The sequence below is a fragment of the Evansella tamaricis genome (assembly GCF_019042215.1).
Classification (GTDB): Bacteria; Bacillota; Bacilli; order Bacillales; family Salisediminibacteriaceae; genus Evansella; species Evansella tamaricis.
The window spans coordinates 1-16,724 of the sequence record NZ_JAHQCS010000046.1 but is presented as its reverse complement, the minus strand read 5'-3'; the positions used below and the strand labels follow the sequence as shown (position 1 = coordinate 16,724).

The following is a 16,724-nucleotide window of genomic DNA, read 5'->3' as shown; positions in this document are numbered from 1 at the left end:
ACTTCGGAAGTGACAACCGAAGTCAAAGAGCGGACTTCAGGTTGTCATTCCTCCACCGCCCTACGCTCGTGAGCCTAGGCGCTTGTGCTTTTCTTACTTGACTTCGATTTAGACGAGATGTACTATTTCTTTCGGAACAACTTGCATTCTGTCAAAATCTGAAGTTTAAGAACTACTAAATTTGTCCACGTTAACGAAAGACGGAAAAAAATTCTATTACTTTTAACGAATTACTGGAATGGACTGGCATAATTATAGTAGATGTGTTTATAATGAAAGGTATGAATTCAGCTTTATTTTCCTGAGGGAAAGATTGTCTTTTTAGAAGAAATAAAGCATAAGAAAAGCCAAGGCTATAAGCCACCTTCATGGACTGGATGGAGAGCCTAGTCTTTCTTCATGTTAATAATAAAAAGTGTTCAAGTTGAAAGGAAGTGCAGGCTGTGAGCATCAAACAATATAGTGAGACGCAACTAAAAGAAATGGCAATGCTTGAGGTAGCATATGAACTATTAAAAGAATCAAGAGCTTCCAATGATTACTATGCGTTACTTAAAGAAGTTGCCGCAACAAAAGGGTTAACCGAAGAACAGATGACAAAACGTATCGCGCACTTGTATACAGAGATGTCTGTAGATGGCCGATTTGTTAACGTTGGTGATAACCAATGGGGTCTCCGCGCATGGTTCCCGTTTGATCAAACGGAGGAAGAGCTTTCTCAAGCAAATAAAACCCGAAAGAAAAAACGTCGGGAAGAAGATGAAGATGATTATCTAGAAGATGACGAAGAAGATTTCGATGAGTTTGAAGATCTCGAAGATGAGCTGGATGAACTAGCGAATGAAGAAGACGAGGATTATGACAGTGACGATGACGACGATGATGCGGACATTGATGAAGAATTTGATGAGGAAGAGGAAGAAGAGTTGGACATAGAATCCGACGAGGATGAAGTCCTTTAAACTACGCTTGACTTTTTAGGAATAACTCGCTAAAATCATTTTTGGGCTAAACAATTTATGAAGTAACTAAATAGCTACATATGGCAAGAGTCCCCTCCATGTTATTTTATTTGGACGGGAATCTTGCCTTTTTATATGTATGCCCACCAGTTTTTTCAGATAAAAAAACAATTGATTCAATTGATGCATGAAATACAGCAATTCTTATCAGTATACAAACAGGAAGTAATTTGATCGAAGGAAATATTTATAGAAGCGAGGGACTAAGAACATGGCAACGAAGTATATATTCGTAACGGGCGGTGTCGTATCGTCTTTAGGTAAAGGAATTACAGCAGCATCCCTGGGGCGTTTGCTGAAGAATCGCGGATTAAAAGTTACCATTCAGAAATTTGATCCATACATTAATGTGGATCCAGGGACAATGAGCCCGTATCAGCATGGGGAAGTCTTCGTGACCGATGATGGAGCCGAAACGGACCTGGATTTAGGACACTACGAGCGCTTCATTGATATTAACCTCGGGAAATTTAGTAATATCACTACTGGAAAAGTGTATTCGTCTGTCATTAAAAAGGAGCGCCGAGGCGATTACCTCGGAGGAACTGTCCAAGTAATTCCCCATATTACGAATGAGATTAAAGACCGTGTGTTCCGTGCAGGAAAAGAAGGGCACCCTGATGTAGTTATTACTGAAATCGGTGGTACAGTTGGGGATATTGAAAGTCTCCCGTTCCTTGAGGCAATCCGTCAGATTAAGAGCGATGTGGGGCATGGCAATGTGATGTATATTCACTGTACACTGATTCCTTATTTATCAGCAGCGGGGGAAATGAAATCCAAACCGACACAGCACAGTGTGAAGGAACTTCGCAGCCTTGGAATTCAGCCAAATGTCATTGTCGTCCGAACGGAACGCCCTGTTCCTGAAGAGATGAAAGACAAGATTGCCCTCTTCTGTGATATTGAACGGGAAGCAGTTATTGAAGCCCGTGATGCAGAGACATTATATGAAGTGCCATTAGATCTGCAAAAACAGGACTTAGATAATTACGTATGTAGTTACTTAGGATTGGCAGACAGGTGTAAAGATGCGGATATGACAGAGTGGATTAACTTAGTGAACCGTGTGAAGAACTTATCGAAAAAAGTAACGATTGGACTAGTTGGAAAATATGTGGCACTGCAAGACGCTTATCTATCCGTGGCAGAAGCATTACGCCATGCAGGATATAAGTATGATTCTGATATCGACATTAAATGGATTCATTCCGAAGAGGTAACACGGGAAAATGTTGCCGATTTCTTGGAAGGTGTAGACGGTATTTTAATTCCAGGAGGATTTGGAGACCGCGGGGTTGAAGGTAAAATTGCTGCAACAGAATACGCTCGCGTCAACAAAATTCCTTTCTTAGGTATTTGTTTAGGCATGCAATTAGCATCCGTGGAATATGCCAGAAATGTGTTAGGTTTAGAAGGAGCCCACTCCTCTGAATTGAATCCAGACACCAAGTACCCAGTCATTGATTTGTTACCGGAACAAAAGGATGTGGAAGATTACGGTGGTACTCTTCGCTTAGGGTTATACCCGTGTAAACTCGTGGAAGGTTCTGTCGCTCACAAAGCTTATGGGGGTGACCAAGTAATTTATGAACGCCATCGTCACCGCTATGAATTTAACAATGAGTATCGTGAACAGATGGAAGGGGCTGGATTTATTTTTTCAGGGACAAGTCCAGATGGTCGTCTTGTGGAAATTATTGAGTTAGCTGATCATCCTTATTTTGTGGCATCTCAATTTCATCCGGAGTTTGTGTCTCGTCCAACTCGTCCGCAGCCGTTGTTCCGTGAATTCATCCGCGCGAGCCTTGGATTAGGTGAAGAATAATAATGAGTAGCAAATAATTAGGTGAAGAATAATTAACTATAACTGACCAAAGATTGGATTTGATTTGTTGGTTGGATCCCCGGGCAGCAGAGCAGTAGTGCTCACCCGGGGATTATTTGTTGTAAAGGGGTGCGTATTTTAGTGAGATGTGTCTTTTTGTGTCGAATTCCCTTTTTATATGAAGTTTTTATCCGATTCCGCATCATTTTTACCCGAATCAAGGACCAAATTCGCCGATTCCCACCCACTTTTACCCGATTCCCAAAACCCAGCCCGCATCGTTCACCAATAGTACAAATTTTTCCCATAAAAAAACCGAATTTGTCAGCTAAAATATCATCAGAAAGGAAAAACAGAAAGAGGATGTGGATAGATGATCATAAAAGCTAGGCAAAAATCGGTGAAACTTCTAAAATTAGAAGCATTATTAAGGAGACTGCCGCAAAATCATTCAAAAAGGGAGAAGGTGGAGAAGGAATATCGGATTACTAAAGCAGGTTTTAAAGGAGAACAATCAATAGACTATTACTTAAACTTTATCCCCCACGAGTTGGTCCTTATATTTCACGATTTAAAGTTATCCAACCAGAAAGTAAAGTTTCAAATGGACACACTTATTCTTACTCCATACTTTATATTAATAGCAGAGATAAAATACCTTGCTGGAGAAGTGACATACGATCCTGATATGAACCAGCTTATTCAAACTTACAATGGCAGTAAAAAGATATATGGTGACCCGATTCATCAGGTAGAAAGGCAAGCCTATCAAATAAAACAGTGGCTAAATTCCCAGAAACTCCTCCAAAATGCTGCCAACATCCCCATAGAATCGGTTGTTGTGTTCGCAAATGATCAAGCACAATTTACTATTCTTCCCTCACAACTTCAGGAAAGAAAATACATTTTGCAGAAATTCTTTCGCAGCTCTAAACTCCCCGATACGATCAATAACTTCATTACACTCCATTCCACACCTTATTTTTCAAACAAAGATCTAAAAAAAATGACCAAGCTCCTCCTCAAACACAACATCAATGAAGAAATAGATGTCCTTCAACTATTCCAAATAAATCAAGCTGAGCTTGTACAAGGGGTGTTCTGCCCAGAATGTAATACCATTCCGATGGTGAGGAAACATGGGGCGTGGCTTTGTATCAACAGTTACTGCAGACATAGGTCGAAGCAGGCACACTACATAGCATTGGAGGACTATAAGCTTCTTTTAGGGGATAGGATTACAAACAAAAAAATGCTGAATTTCCTGAGTCTGACGAAAAGTAGTAGTTGTAAATATTTGTTGAAGACTATGCATCTCCCGTATGAAGGGTCCACGAAAAATCGTGTCTACTGCCTTGCCTCTTCACCAAAAAAGCTGACTCGTAACAGAGCCAGCTTAGAAAAAATAGAGAGAGAACAGAGACGGATTAATTTTCCGTATTAAAATCAAAATTATACTCCTCGAGAAACTCCATTACTGTAAGATAAATCCCGTAGTAAATATAGAGACCCATGATGAGATGGGGAGCACCGATCCGATTACCATCCTCTGTTGGGACAAGGCCATGTTTGATCCCTGTGGAAAAATGCAGTGTGCAGTTGTCAATCCAGGCTCCTTTTTCACCTGATAACATATCTGTTTCTCGCTGAGGAGTGGATTCTGAGGAAACACCAATGATGTTTGTGCCTGCCCCTTTTGCGTCCATTACCACCTTCATGGCATCTTTACTCCATTTATGCGGGGAGAACACCAACAAAGTATCCATGGAATCAAACAGGGAACCTTGTTCTCCCAAGGAAAGATTTGGCAAGGAATCTGTGCCGTGCATGGCTTGGGCGACGACCCCGATCATTTCGTCTTCGGCGTAGATCCAGACGTCCCCGTCGGCCACGATGCTCTGGGCGATAAGGCGTGCAGCATCCTCTAATTTATCTTCACAGCCTCCAAGTTGCTGTATTAGTCCTTGCAGTTGGGTGTGAAATATTTTCATATGTATCGACCTTTCGTAAAATAAATTTGGTAGTCTAGTCTTATCTTAACAAATACAAGCGGTAAAAAAAATTCGAAAAAACGTTACGCAATGAATCGTTCTTCGTCTAAGGGGATAGGAAGGAGGTTGAAGCTGGAGTGATGGAGGAGTTTGATGAGCTTTATTTCAAATATAGTGATCGGGTATACTCTTATATTTTTCTGATGGTCGGGAAGAAGGAGACGGCGGAGGACTTGACACAGGAAACGTTTGTGAAGATGTTCCGGAAGCGGAATCAGTTTGATGGGGATTCGAAGTTTTCCACCTGGCTGATCAGTATTGCCAGGAATACGACCATTGATTATTTACGAAAACAGCGGCCTGTTTATTTATGGCCGTTTGAAAAGTTCTCGGTTCTTTCTGCACCGGAATCGGTGGAATTGAAGGTGACGACGGATGAAACGGTGAAGGATGTCTATAAACAGATTGCAGCAATGAAGCGGACTTACAAGGAAGTGTTGATTCTCAGGAAAGTCCAGGAGTTGTCGGTGAAGGAGACGGCGGAGATTCTTGGATGGTCGGAAGGAAAAGTGAAAATGGTGACGCGCCGTGCTATGGAGAAACTCCGTCTTCAAATGAAAGAGGAGGTGGAGCCAAATGAATCGTTTAGATGAACAGATGAAGGAGCTTCGGGAGTTACAGCGGGGAGAGGAGGCACGCATGAGGACCTATCACCGCGCAAAGGGAGAGTTGTATGAGAAGAGGATTCCCGTAGCAGGACAAGGGCGGAGTACAGGTTTATTTTGGAAAAAAATGTTAATTCCACTGGCAGTTTTATCAGCAGTATTCATTGGTTTTCTGATCACTTATCAGTGGTTTCAGGACGGTGGTTTTGGCTTGACCCCCGCAGAGGATGAGGAAAATCAGGAGGAACAAATGGAATCCTTTACAATCGATGGAGAAATTGATTCTGCAAATATTACCTTGCTCAGTGGTGATGGGACAGATCGTTCTCTCTTGAATCAGGTGGGGACCGTAACAGATGCGGCACAATTAGAGCGATTAAGGGAAATATTAAATGGACCGTCAACCATTGTCCCTTTGGAAGAGGAAGAGACTTCGGAGGTGTTTGAAACGTACGAAGTTATCCTTGACCTAAACAATGGAGACACGATAGAAATGGAGTTTAGTATCACTCCTCTAAAGGTGTATGTGTCGCTCACAGATGTAACAGAACCCACGTCAGAGCAGCAGGAAATTTACGAGTATGGTCAGGATTTAGCAGTCCATTTGAAGACGATACATCATGAGGCTCTTCAGGAAGATGAGGAAGATGATCATGTTGCCCAAGAGGAGGATAATGATAATAATTCAGATCAGGAAACGGAGGAAACTTTCGTGCCAGTGGAGAAGTACGCCGTATTTGCTGATTATGAATTGGAACATATTGGCCCATTGGCGGAAAGTGCAACGTTTCTTTTCGGTGAAACTTATGAGAATTATGTTCTTGGATACGGTCATCAAGCCCATGCTGTAATGAAATTTGAAGTATATGAGGTAGATGAAGAGAATGACAGAGTATCCATCATCCGTCGAATAAACGAAGACAGTTCTGATTATGACCATATACAGGATATTATGAGTAGAGAGAATTGGGCAGATGATATGATATCGTTTATATTGGAGACTGGGGAACCGCTAGAAGAAACGTTTTTTGTTTATGACGCTAGCGTGACAGAAACAATAATTACGATGAATGATCAAACATACGCCGTTTACCCTGTGGAAACTGGTGTAGAGGGGAAGATAAATTATTTTAAAGCAGGCGAAGGTCTTTGGATGAAGCTACATGCAGATCAGATGACGATTGATTTTTTGGAAGAACCACAACAGGCAACGAGAATAACAGAATAATTTTAAACACTTTTGTCCCAGCCTCCCCCCTCTCATTTTTGACGAAGTGAGAGGGGGTTTCTTTTTGGAACGAATAATGCTTAGATAAGAAAAAAGACCTAAGAAAGGTATTGGAGATCATTAGTATAAAAAATGAAATATTTCAACAACATTTTGACACAAAAGAAGGATTTTTTTAGTAGAAACTAGAATCAAATAAAAGGTTATAAAAAGGTGGAAGTATATTAGTACTTTTAATCGAAAAGGATAGGAGGCAGTGTTTGTGGAAAATAAAAAACTATTAATTGTTGATGATCAATTTGGTATCCGGGTGCTTCTTAATGAAGTCTTTGAGAAAGATGGATACAAAACAATGCAGGCATCCAATGGAAAATCGGCATTAAAACTGGTGGAAAAAGAAGAACCTGACTTGATTTTATTAGATATGAAAATCCCAGGAATGGACGGACTGGAGATTCTAAGGGAAATCAAAAAGATGGGTGTGAAATCTGAAGTAATCATGATGACTGCATACGGAGAATTAGAAATGATTAATGAAGCCATGAAGCTAGGGGCATTAACCCACTTTGCTAAACCATTTGATATTGATGAAGTCCGGACAGAAGTGAGAAACTACTTAAAAGACTAAAGAAATTTACAGGAACTCCCCTATATATTGACAAAAAAAGAAATTATATATGTGAAAAAGTCAATAATTCACTAGATATTCACGTGTATTACATAATTCCTATGCTATAATGGTTTTGTTAGTCAGCCTGGTGAATGGTTAATTGCTATGACCAATTAGGTTCATGGCTTTTTTCACGTAAATTCTATGAAACCTCTGTGTTTTCCCACTAGTTTATCTAGTGTACAGGCTTACATAAAAATGGAGAATACGGCAGTTTGTAGAAAAATGAAATGACACGTCCGAACTATACAAATGGCAAGGATAATATGACCAACAATTGCAAATATTATCACTGTCGTTTGTATAAGTGTATGTCAGTGAAAAGTATCCATTTTCTCTGGAAGGCAAAAAATGCTATGGAAAGATAAAGGAGGATATTAAGAATGCCTTTAGTATCAATGAAAGAAATGCTCGAAAAAGCAAAAGCAGAAGGTTATGCTGTGGGACAATTCAACCTAAACAATCTTGAATTTACTCAAGCAATTCTTCAAGCAGCAGAAGAAGAACAATCCCCGGTTATCCTTGGTGTATCAGAAGGTGCAGCGCGTTATATGGGCGGATTCTTCACTGTTGTTCAGATTGTGGAAGGTTTAATGGCAGATTATGATGTAACTGTACCAGTTGCAATTCACTTAGACCACGGTTCAAGCTTTGAAAAATGTGTGGAAGCAATGTACGCTGGATTTACATCAGTAATGATCGATGGTTCCCATCATCCGTTAGAAGAAAACATCGCCCTTACGAAAAAAGTGGTGGATGTTGCCCATACAATTGGTGTATCTGTAGAAGCAGAATTAGGTCGTATCGGTGGACAAGAAGATGACTTAGTCGTGGAAGATGCAGACGCTGCTTACGCAATCCCATCAGAGTGTGATCAATTAGTTCGAGAAACTGGTGTAGACTGCTTTGCTCCCGCATTAGGTTCTGTTCATGGTCCATACAAAGGGGAGCCTAACCTTGGTTTCGATCGCATGGAAGAAGTTGCAAAATTGACTGGAGTACCTCTTGTGCTTCACGGTGGAACAGGAATCCCTACTCATGATATTAAAAAAGCTATCTCCCTTGGAACTGCGAAAATTAATGTAAACACAGAGAACCAAATTTCATCTGCAAAAACCGTTCGTGAAGTGTTAGCTGCTAAACCAAATGAGTATGATCCACGTAAATACTTAGGACCAGCTCGTGATGCCATTAAGGAAACGGTTATCGGAAAAATGAGAGAGTTTGGTTCTTCCAATAAAGCTTAATTACTATTTTTGGATGAAATAAAACTTTAATAAGGTGATCATGAAAAAGTTGGCAGCATAAGACCCATGGCATCAAATAGATGCCATGGAGAATATGTTGTCCAGCTTTCCTTTTTCGGTGCCTATGTCGAAATTTTTTGACAATCGTAACCGCTGTCAAAATGGCGGTAGACCAATTTCCAGCAGTTTGAATTACTGAGAAACGTTCGGACAGTCAGAGATTCAAGAATTGGAATCAAATGAAATAGTGCAGGTATTTAGAAAACTGGACTTAGTGGGAATGCACGTATTTGAGAAATGGTTCAACCTTTGGGAATAAACTCATATGGAAAATGCAGGATTGGCTGAAAAAATCAGGCACTTAGGGAACGAGTAAAACCAAAGGCAAATATTCACGTCAATGTAATTGTACCTCTTTTCGTGTCAGCTATTATGAAGACACGTCCTCTATCATACATATATAAGGAAGTCCCAAACATCCCTATCCAGTAGGAATGGGGAAGCATACCCCGGTAGTAAAGACTTTCTAAATCCATGTCTAAAATGACTTTTTGACGTATAAAATGGTAGAAAACAGTTGTTTTATGGTACGATTCTATTATGGACAAGAGCGTAAAGCGAGTTGTTTAATAAGTTTAATGATTTTAATGAGTTTTATGATTAATGTTGATATGTAACTCGAGGCAGATGCTCTATAAAAAAGGTCAAACTTAGAATGACAGAAGGGAAGCGGCTTATGGAAAAACTATTGATCGAAGGCGGACACTCTCTAAATGGAACCGTTCAAATCAGTGGAGCTAAAAACAGTGCGGTGGCACTTATTCCAGCGGCAATATTAGCAGACACATCAGTCACGATTGATAATCTCCCCAAGATTTCTGATGTGGATATTTTAGCCGAATTGTTGGAGGAGATTGGGGGGAAAACAGAACTCACGGATGACACATTAGTAATAAACCCGGAAAACATGTTTGCAATGCCCCTTCCAAACGGTCGAGTAAAAAAATTAAGGGCATCCTATTATATGATGGGTGCTATGCTTGGAAAATTTAAAAAAGCAGTTATCGGTTTGCCAGGGGGCTGTAACCTCGGACCACGGCCAATTGATCAACATATAAAAGGATTCGAAGCACTTGGTGCAAAAGTAACGAATGAGCAAGGAGCCATTTATCTGCAGGCAGATGAATTAATCGGTGCCCGAATCTACCTTGATGTGGTAAGTGTAGGCGCAACGATAAATATTATGCTTGCAGCTGTCCGTGCAAAAGGTAGAACAATTATAGAAAATGCCGCAAAAGAACCGGAAATCATTGATGTGGCAACTCTCTTATCCAGTATGGGAGCCAACATTAAAGGTGCAGGTACAAATGTCATCCGAATTGATGGAGTTGATGAACTCCATGGGTGCAGACATTCCATTATCCCTGACAGGATCGAAGCAGGTACGTTCATTATTTTAGCTTCAGCAATGGGTGACTCCGTTCTCATCGATAATGTCATACCAGATCATGTGGAATCTCTCATTGCTAAATTGCGGGAGATGGGGGTCATGATTGATGTAGCTGACGATTCTGTTTTTGTACGAGCTAACCATAATGACTTGCGGAGTGTAGATATAAAAACATTAGTATACCCGGGATTTCCAACGGATTTACAGCAGCCTTTCACCAGTCTTCTTACGAAAGCGGAAGGGTCAAGTATGGTAACGGATACGATTTATAACGCCAGATTTAAACATATAGATGAATTGCGCCGGATGGGTGCGAACATTAAAGTGGAAGGGCGATCCGCACTCATAAATGGAGGACCAAAACTACAAGGGGCAACCGTTCGTGCCAGTGATTTACGGGCAGGAGCAGCGCTAGTTGTGGCTGGTCTAATGGCAAATGGAATAACGGAGATCACCGGTGTGGAACATATTGATCGGGGGTATTCTGATTTGGAAAACAAATTAAAGGGATTAGGAGCCAAAATCTGGCGAGAAAAACTTGGGGAAAAAGAGTTATCTGATTTAAAAAATTCTTAATAGACATTCACAAATTGCAAACCCATTTCTGTTATGACATGAATAGAAGCAAATTTTTTTCACCTGAGATCCAGCACAATGGAAGGAAAGTCCAGGGATATCTTGAAAATTGGGGGAAAAAAGATGGAGAGAAGTTTGTCCATGGAATTGGTGCGAGTAACGGAGGCGGCAGCATTAGCCTCTGCACGTTGGATGGGAAGAGGAAATAAGGATGCTGCGGACAAAGCGGCAACAGAGGCAATGCGTGATGTGTTTGATACCGTTCCAATGAAAGGAACAGTAGTGATCGGTGAAGGGGAAATGGATGAGGCACCAATGCTATATATAGGTGAAAAACTAGGTAATGGCTATGGTCCAAGGGTGGATGTAGCTGTGGATCCACTGGAAGGAACAAATATCGTTGCAAATGGACAGTGGAATGCCTTAGCGGTTATTGCCATAGCAGATAAAGGGAACTTACTCCATGCGCCGGATATGTATATGGATAAAATTGCAGTGGGACGGGAGGCTGTAGGTAAAATTGACATTGATGCCCCAGTTATTGACAATTTGCAGGCCGTTGCCAAGGCAAAAAACAAAGAAATTGATGACCTCGTTGTTGCCATCCTTAACCGGGAGCGACACCGTCAGTATATTAATGAAATTCGTGAAGCTGGTGCACGTATAAAACTTATGAGTGATGGCGATGTTGCGGCAGCTATCAATACGGCATTTGAAGACACTGGAGTAGACATGCTCCTCGGGTCAGGTGGTGCACCAGAAGGAGTTCTTGCTGCAGTAGCATTAAAATGTTTAGGCGGAGAGATTCAAGGGAAATTACTACCACAGAATGAAGAAGAACTGATACGCTGTGAAAAAATGGGGATTGAACAAATCAATCGTGTGTTGACAATGGACGACCTTGTTCAAGGGGACGATGCCATTTTTGCCGCAACAGGAGTAACGGATGGAGAACTTTTAAAGGGAGTCCAATACAAAGGGGCAAGAGGGACAACGCAATCGGTTGTAATGAGGGCAAAATCCGGCACCGTAAGATTTATAGACGGAACCCATTTATTATCGAAAAAACCGGATTTAGTTATCAAATAATGTTCTCGTAAAGCTGTAGGGAAAAACTAACTATAAAAAACGAGACTAAATGACTAAACCTAAGGTGGTAAAATAGTAAAAAAGTTTTACTGCCTTAGTTGATCTTTTTCACTCTAACTCTTCAAGTTCACTTCATATTAAAATCTTCACTTGCAAAAATGTATTTTTATGATTATATTATAATGTGATGTAAGCTTGGCTACCATGTTATTGAATAAGTAAAAATGTAAACTAGCTGTTAACTACATAAAAACGAATGCTGAACGTATGAACAGTCATTTCCCATTTAACCTCTCTGCTGTTACTTCTACATGCATCTAATTCTTCATTAATGTTTCAAATGAATCCTTTGTGACACAAATGAATCGTTCTAATTTCCATTCCGACTAACGGAGTGAAAATAGAAATGTAACAGTTGATAGCGGTCTCGTTTTTATGACTCAAAAAATTTACGAAGAAAGTGTGTTGATCTAGATGGGTGTAGGCCTAACAGAATTAGAGCAGATGACTCTAAAGGAACTATACGGAATGGCTCGTGAGTGTAAAGTTTCTTACTATAGCCAATTGTCAAAAAAAGAATTAATTTTTGCCATACTGAAAAAGCAAACAGAAAATGAAGATTTAATGTTTATGGAAGGCATTTTGGAAATTGTTCCCACGGAAGGGTTCGGTTTCTTGCGATCTAATACGTATAAACCAAGTTCGCAAGATATCTATATTTCCGCCTCCCAAATTCGCCGATTCGAGCTGCGTAATGGGGACACCGTGTCCGGAAAAGTACGAAAGCCAAAGGAAAACGAGCGGTATTACGGTCTTTTACAAGTTGCAGCAGTGAATGGAGAAGACCCAGATTTAGCGAGAGAGCGACCTCACTTTCCACAGTTAACACCATTATATCCCGAGAAAAAAATGACGTTAGAATATCAACCTTCTAAATTAGCATCACGTGTCATTGACATGATTGCACCTGTTGGGTTTGGACAACGTGGACTGATTGTCGCACCTCCTAAAGCGGGTAAAACCTTGTTACTTCAAGAGGTTGCAAATAGTATTGCGGAGAACCATCCGGAAGTGAAACTCATCGTTTTATTAATAGATGAGCGTCCAGAGGAAGTAACTGATATGGAACGATCCATTAAAGGAGAAGTGGTTAGTTCCACTTTTGATGAGGTACCTGAAAATCATATTAAAGTAGCCGAACTTGTGCTTGACCGTGCCATGAGATTAGTGGAAGCGAAAAAAGATGTGGTTATCTTAATGGATAGTATAACGAGGCTTGCAAGGGCGTATAACCTCGTCATTCCCCCAAGTGGAAGAACCCTTTCTGGTGGTATTGATCCGGCAAGTTTCCACAGGCCAAAGCGTTTCTTTGGAGCAGCAAGAAACATTGAGGAAGGCGGCAGTTTAACGATTTTAGCCACAGCTCTAGTGGATACTGGTTCTCGTATGGATGATGTTATTTACGAGGAATTTAAGGGTACGGGAAATATGGAACTCCATCTGGACAGGAAGCTGTCTGAACGACGAATTTTCCCTGCTATCGATATCCGTCGTTCTGGTACTCGCCGAGAAGAATTGTTATTACCAAAAGATCAGATCGAGAATTTGTGGGCAATGAGAAACACAATGAACGATCAGCCTGAATTCCTAGAGCGTTTCTTGAAAAAGGTTCGTGATACGAAAACAAACGTAGAGTTTTTCCAGGCATTCGAGCAAGAAAAAGCAGGTAGACCTCGCGCAAGGAGTTAATTTATCTCCCTGCAGTTTGAGGATATAATGATAATGGGTCTTGGTAAACCTCGCACAAAGAATTATATATCTCCTGTCACAAGTGAGAACCCACGTGAACGAGTAGGCTTTTGATTCGACCATGGAAAGGGAACTGAATGGATCTCCTCCAATAGATGGGGAACCATTTTTGGAGCAAGAAAAAACTTCCTGTAAAAATGGAGCGATACGATGTTGCAAATTGTTGCTCTAGTTGGTATAATTCCATCATATGTGATTTTGATGTTCTAGAACATCATAGCTACAAACGAAACGGTTGGATTTGATGTCTAGGCATCACGAGATAACTCTGTTTCGAAAGACTCAGGGCGGAAGGAGATGAAAAGAAATGAAACCAGATATTCATCCAAAATATCAAACAGTTGTATTTAAAGATACAAGCACAGGTTTTATGTTCCTAAGCGGATCAACAAAGTATTCTAGCGAAACAATCGAATGGGAAGATGGAAATACTTATCCATTAATTAACGTAGAGGTAAGTTCTGACTCTCACCCATTCTATACTGGACGCCAGAAGTTCGCAGATGCTGGTGGACGTGTAGACCGCTTCAAGAAGAAATACAACATGAAATAATTTTTTGTCAGATAAACAGGCAGCCGTTCGATTTTCGAATTCTGCCTGTTTTTTATATGAATTTTGAGGACCGTAAACACTAAGAATAGTCCCGAGTGATAAGGCTACACCATTCATCAAAATCGGTCAAAATTCCTAATAATAAATCATGAACACTAGTGGTTAAATACGAAAATAGATCCCTCCAATCATTCCCAAAAAACTAAATCTCCCTATATCGCTATCATTCTCTATCAATCACATCTTTACTCCATTTCCAATGATTAAAGATGAAAAGTCCATTGTCCCAGGGAACGAACCCGTCTATAATAGTAAGAGTACAAATTAGTACCGTTCACCCTTGTGCTGGACGGTTCATTTATTTTTTTTGACTATGTGAATAGATGAAATTGTTTTTTTGGATATAGTGTTGATTGATGCGAAAGGCGCGAGACTTCGGCGTGAAAAAGTAACAACAATATATTAAAGAGCCATTTTAAAGACGTAGGGAAATAACACATAGGAACAGGACACCACCATTATAAAAACTAATGTATTTTACGGTTTACCGGTTGTTTACCGGACTGCTATCAAGAAATACATAGAGAAAATAATACAAGTATAGGGGAGAATCATATTATGCATTTGACTAGGAGAGAAGGCTGGCTGGAAGTAGTTTGCGGAAGTATGTTTTCAGGAAAATCAGAGGAACTTATTCGCAGGGTTCGGAGAGCAAGCTATGGCCGCCAGAAGGTACAAGTTTTTAAGCCTAAATTAGATAACCGATATAGTGAAAAAGAAGTTGTTTCGCATAACGGAAATAAAGTGTACGCTCTACCTATTCAGGATGCGTCAAACATATTAGATCAATTAGAAAAAGACACACAAGTAGTCGCCATCGACGAAGTTCAGTTCTTTGGAGTCGATGTGATTGACGTCGTTCAGGAGTTAGCAGACCAAGGGATTAGAGTCATTGTGGCTGGACTAGATCAGGACTTCCGTGGCGAACCATTCGGACAAGTCCCTATTTTAATGGCATTGGCAGAAACGGTTACGAAACTCCAAGCCATCTGCCTATCCTGCGGTTCACCGGCAAGCAGAACTCAAAGGTTAATTGACGGAAAACCAGCATCTTATGATGACCCAATCATCCTAGTTGGGGCATCTGAATCCTACGAACCAAGATGTCGACACTGTCACGAAGTACCAGGGAAACCCACTTTTCGAAACGTAAAACAAACTAGTTCCATTTCAATTTAATTTAACAGTTGTTCAAATGGACTACCTGAATTAACTTAAAATTTGATAATACAATGCAAGCCATCTAACTGCTAGTTGCGCAGTTGGCTGGCTTTTTAATTTTTCATTGCTTCTGTATCTAACGTGACTTTTTAGGAAAAGCTATCGTGTAGGAGGTGTTTGTAATGAAGTATACCTTAATTGGAGTAAGTCTTCTTCTCCTGTTTATTTCAGGATGTAACGATAACGTAGATCCCCCTGAAGTGCGGGGACAAAATACGAATACAAACGAAATTCAACATAAAGACTGGGGGGACAGTTTCTTTGGTCCGGGACCAATTAATTATGGCGTTATTGAAGAACAAACAGATCCCTATAATCCGGTAACTGAATCCAACTCAACAGGAACCAGTTACCGATCCCCATTACAAGAGCGGCAGGATTTAGGGGACGATCAAGAACTAATTGAGATGGCTTTATACCGTATGGATGGGGTAACGCCTGGAATGGTGGTTCTCATGGGAGGACATGCCTGGGTAAACGTGATGCTTGATGAAACAGCATCGGGACAGGAAAACATTGATAAAGAGGCTCGAATCAGGGAAATAGAAGCCCGTCTGTTAGAAGTAAATCCCCGCTACAATTATCAAGTAGTTGTAAATGATTGGCGTTAACCATGCTATTCTAGTGTATATGTTTGTGCTAGTGCCGGTGTCTGTGTATTTAAAAGAAGAAGGTAACAAAAAAAGAAGGTGTCTCAATGGAAGGCACCTTTTTTAGTGGAAGTATTCTTTTTTATTGGGGAGAGAGGCGTGTGTCAGTTGTAATGTGGTATTGTGTGTGTAATTGTGTCAGTTGTAATGTGGTATTTTGCCCGAACGGGAGCGTCATCCGGAGGTTCGGTAAGAAGATGATTGAACTAGTGCCCGAACGGGAGCGTCGCAGGGTCGTTTGGTAAGAAGATGATTGAACTAGTGCCCGAACGGAAGCGTCGCAGGGTCGTTTGGTAAGAAGATGATTGAACTAGTGCCCGAACGGGAGAGACGGTCAGGAATTCGGTAAGAAGATGCCGGAACTTGTGCCCGAACGGGAGCGTCAGTCAGGTATTCGGTAAGAAGTTGCTCGTACTTGTGACCGAACGGATTGGTCGGTCGGAGATTCGGTAAGAAGTTGCCGGAACTAGTGCCCGAACGGATTGGTCGGCCGGAGATTCGGTAAGAAGATGCTCGAACTTGTGCCCGAACGGGAGCGTTGGTCAGGTACTCGGTAGGAAGATGTCCGATCTTGTGCCCGAACGGATTGGTCGGTCGGAGATTCGGTAAGAAGTTGCCGGAACTTGTGCCCGAACGGATTGGTCGGTCGGAGATTCGGTAAGAAG

Annotated in this window: 14 protein-coding genes; 13 read left to right on the top strand and 1 reads right to left on the bottom strand. The window is 41.0% G+C overall.

Features of this window, described 5'->3' with window-relative positions; genetic code table 11:
* The first annotated feature begins 443 nt into the window (after positions 1 to 443).
* The 3 genes from rpoE (at position 444) to KS419_RS03170 (ending at position 4,294) form a co-directional block, all read left to right on the top strand.
* On the top strand, positions 444 to 962 hold the full coding sequence (gene rpoE / locus KS419_RS03180) for a DNA-directed RNA polymerase subunit delta (protein ID WP_217064641.1): 519 nt from the start codon (positions 444 to 446) through the stop codon (positions 960 to 962).
* Between the two features lie 271 nt (positions 963 to 1,233).
* Positions 1,234 to 2,850: a CTP synthase gene (gene pyrG / locus KS419_RS03175; RefSeq protein ID WP_217064640.1), complete on the top strand. Its 1,617-nt coding sequence runs from the start codon at positions 1,234 to 1,236 to the stop codon at positions 2,848 to 2,850.
* 373 nt (positions 2,851 to 3,223) lie between these two features.
* A complete protein-coding gene (locus tag KS419_RS03170) occupies positions 3,224 to 4,294 on the top strand; it encodes a nuclease-related domain-containing protein (RefSeq protein WP_217064639.1) in 1,071 nt (356 codons plus the stop codon).
* On the opposite strand, the gene KS419_RS03165 is transcribed toward KS419_RS03170, so the two are convergent.
* The gene (locus KS419_RS03165; RefSeq protein ID WP_217064638.1) at positions 4,278 to 4,841 is read right to left on the bottom strand and encodes a DUF2529 family protein; all 564 of its coding nucleotides are present in this window, start codon (positions 4,839 to 4,841) and stop codon (positions 4,278 to 4,280) included. The two genes, KS419_RS03170 and KS419_RS03165, sit on opposite strands and share 17 nt — an antisense overlap.
* Positions 4,842 to 4,981: 140 nt before the next feature.
* Here KS419_RS03165 and KS419_RS03160 point away from each other — a divergent pair, with 140 nt between their 5' ends.
* The 10 genes from KS419_RS03160 (at position 4,982) to KS419_RS03115 (ending at position 16,020) form a co-directional block, all read left to right on the top strand.
* Positions 4,982 to 5,494 carry an RNA polymerase sigma factor gene (locus tag KS419_RS03160; RefSeq protein WP_217064642.1) on the top strand — a complete coding sequence of 171 codons (513 nt, stop codon included), beginning with the start codon at positions 4,982 to 4,984 and terminating at the stop codon, positions 5,492 to 5,494.
* A complete protein-coding gene (locus tag KS419_RS03155; protein WP_217064637.1) occupies positions 5,478 to 6,734 on the top strand; it encodes a hypothetical protein in 1,257 nt (418 codons plus the stop codon). The genes KS419_RS03160 and KS419_RS03155 overlap by 17 nt, the downstream gene beginning before the upstream one ends.
* A gap of 262 nt (positions 6,735 to 6,996) precedes the next feature.
* On the top strand, positions 6,997 to 7,362 hold the full coding sequence (locus KS419_RS03150) for a response regulator (protein ID WP_217064636.1): 366 nt from the start codon (positions 6,997 to 6,999) through the stop codon (positions 7,360 to 7,362).
* Between the two features lie 425 nt (positions 7,363 to 7,787).
* Positions 7,788 to 8,651, top strand: coding sequence for a class II fructose-bisphosphate aldolase (locus tag KS419_RS03145; protein ID WP_217064635.1), 864 nt, complete (start codon positions 7,788 to 7,790; stop codon positions 8,649 to 8,651).
* Positions 8,652 to 9,387: 736 nt separating this feature from the next.
* Positions 9,388 to 10,677 (top strand): UDP-N-acetylglucosamine 1-carboxyvinyltransferase, encoded by a 1,290-nt coding sequence (locus KS419_RS03140; RefSeq protein WP_217064634.1) that lies wholly within the window; start codon positions 9,388 to 9,390, stop codon positions 10,675 to 10,677.
* A gap of 123 nt (positions 10,678 to 10,800) precedes the next feature.
* Positions 10,801 to 11,766, top strand: coding sequence for a class II fructose-bisphosphatase (gene glpX / locus KS419_RS03135; RefSeq protein WP_217064633.1), 966 nt, complete (start codon positions 10,801 to 10,803; stop codon positions 11,764 to 11,766).
* Positions 11,767 to 12,240: 474 nt separating this feature from the next.
* On the top strand, positions 12,241 to 13,515 hold the full coding sequence (gene rho, locus KS419_RS03130) for a transcription termination factor Rho (protein WP_217064632.1): 1,275 nt from the start codon (positions 12,241 to 12,243) through the stop codon (positions 13,513 to 13,515).
* 367 nt (positions 13,516 to 13,882) lie between these two features.
* On the top strand, positions 13,883 to 14,128 hold the full coding sequence (locus KS419_RS03125; RefSeq protein WP_217064631.1) for a type B 50S ribosomal protein L31: 246 nt from the start codon (positions 13,883 to 13,885) through the stop codon (positions 14,126 to 14,128).
* 618 nt (positions 14,129 to 14,746) lie between these two features.
* Positions 14,747 to 15,367 (top strand): thymidine kinase, encoded by a 621-nt coding sequence (locus KS419_RS03120; protein WP_217064630.1) that lies wholly within the window; start codon positions 14,747 to 14,749, stop codon positions 15,365 to 15,367.
* Between the two features lie 164 nt (positions 15,368 to 15,531).
* Positions 15,532 to 16,020 carry a hypothetical protein gene (locus tag KS419_RS03115; RefSeq protein ID WP_217064629.1) on the top strand — a complete coding sequence of 163 codons (489 nt, stop codon included), beginning with the start codon at positions 15,532 to 15,534 and terminating at the stop codon, positions 16,018 to 16,020.
* Positions 16,021 to 16,724: the final 704 nt, after the last annotated feature.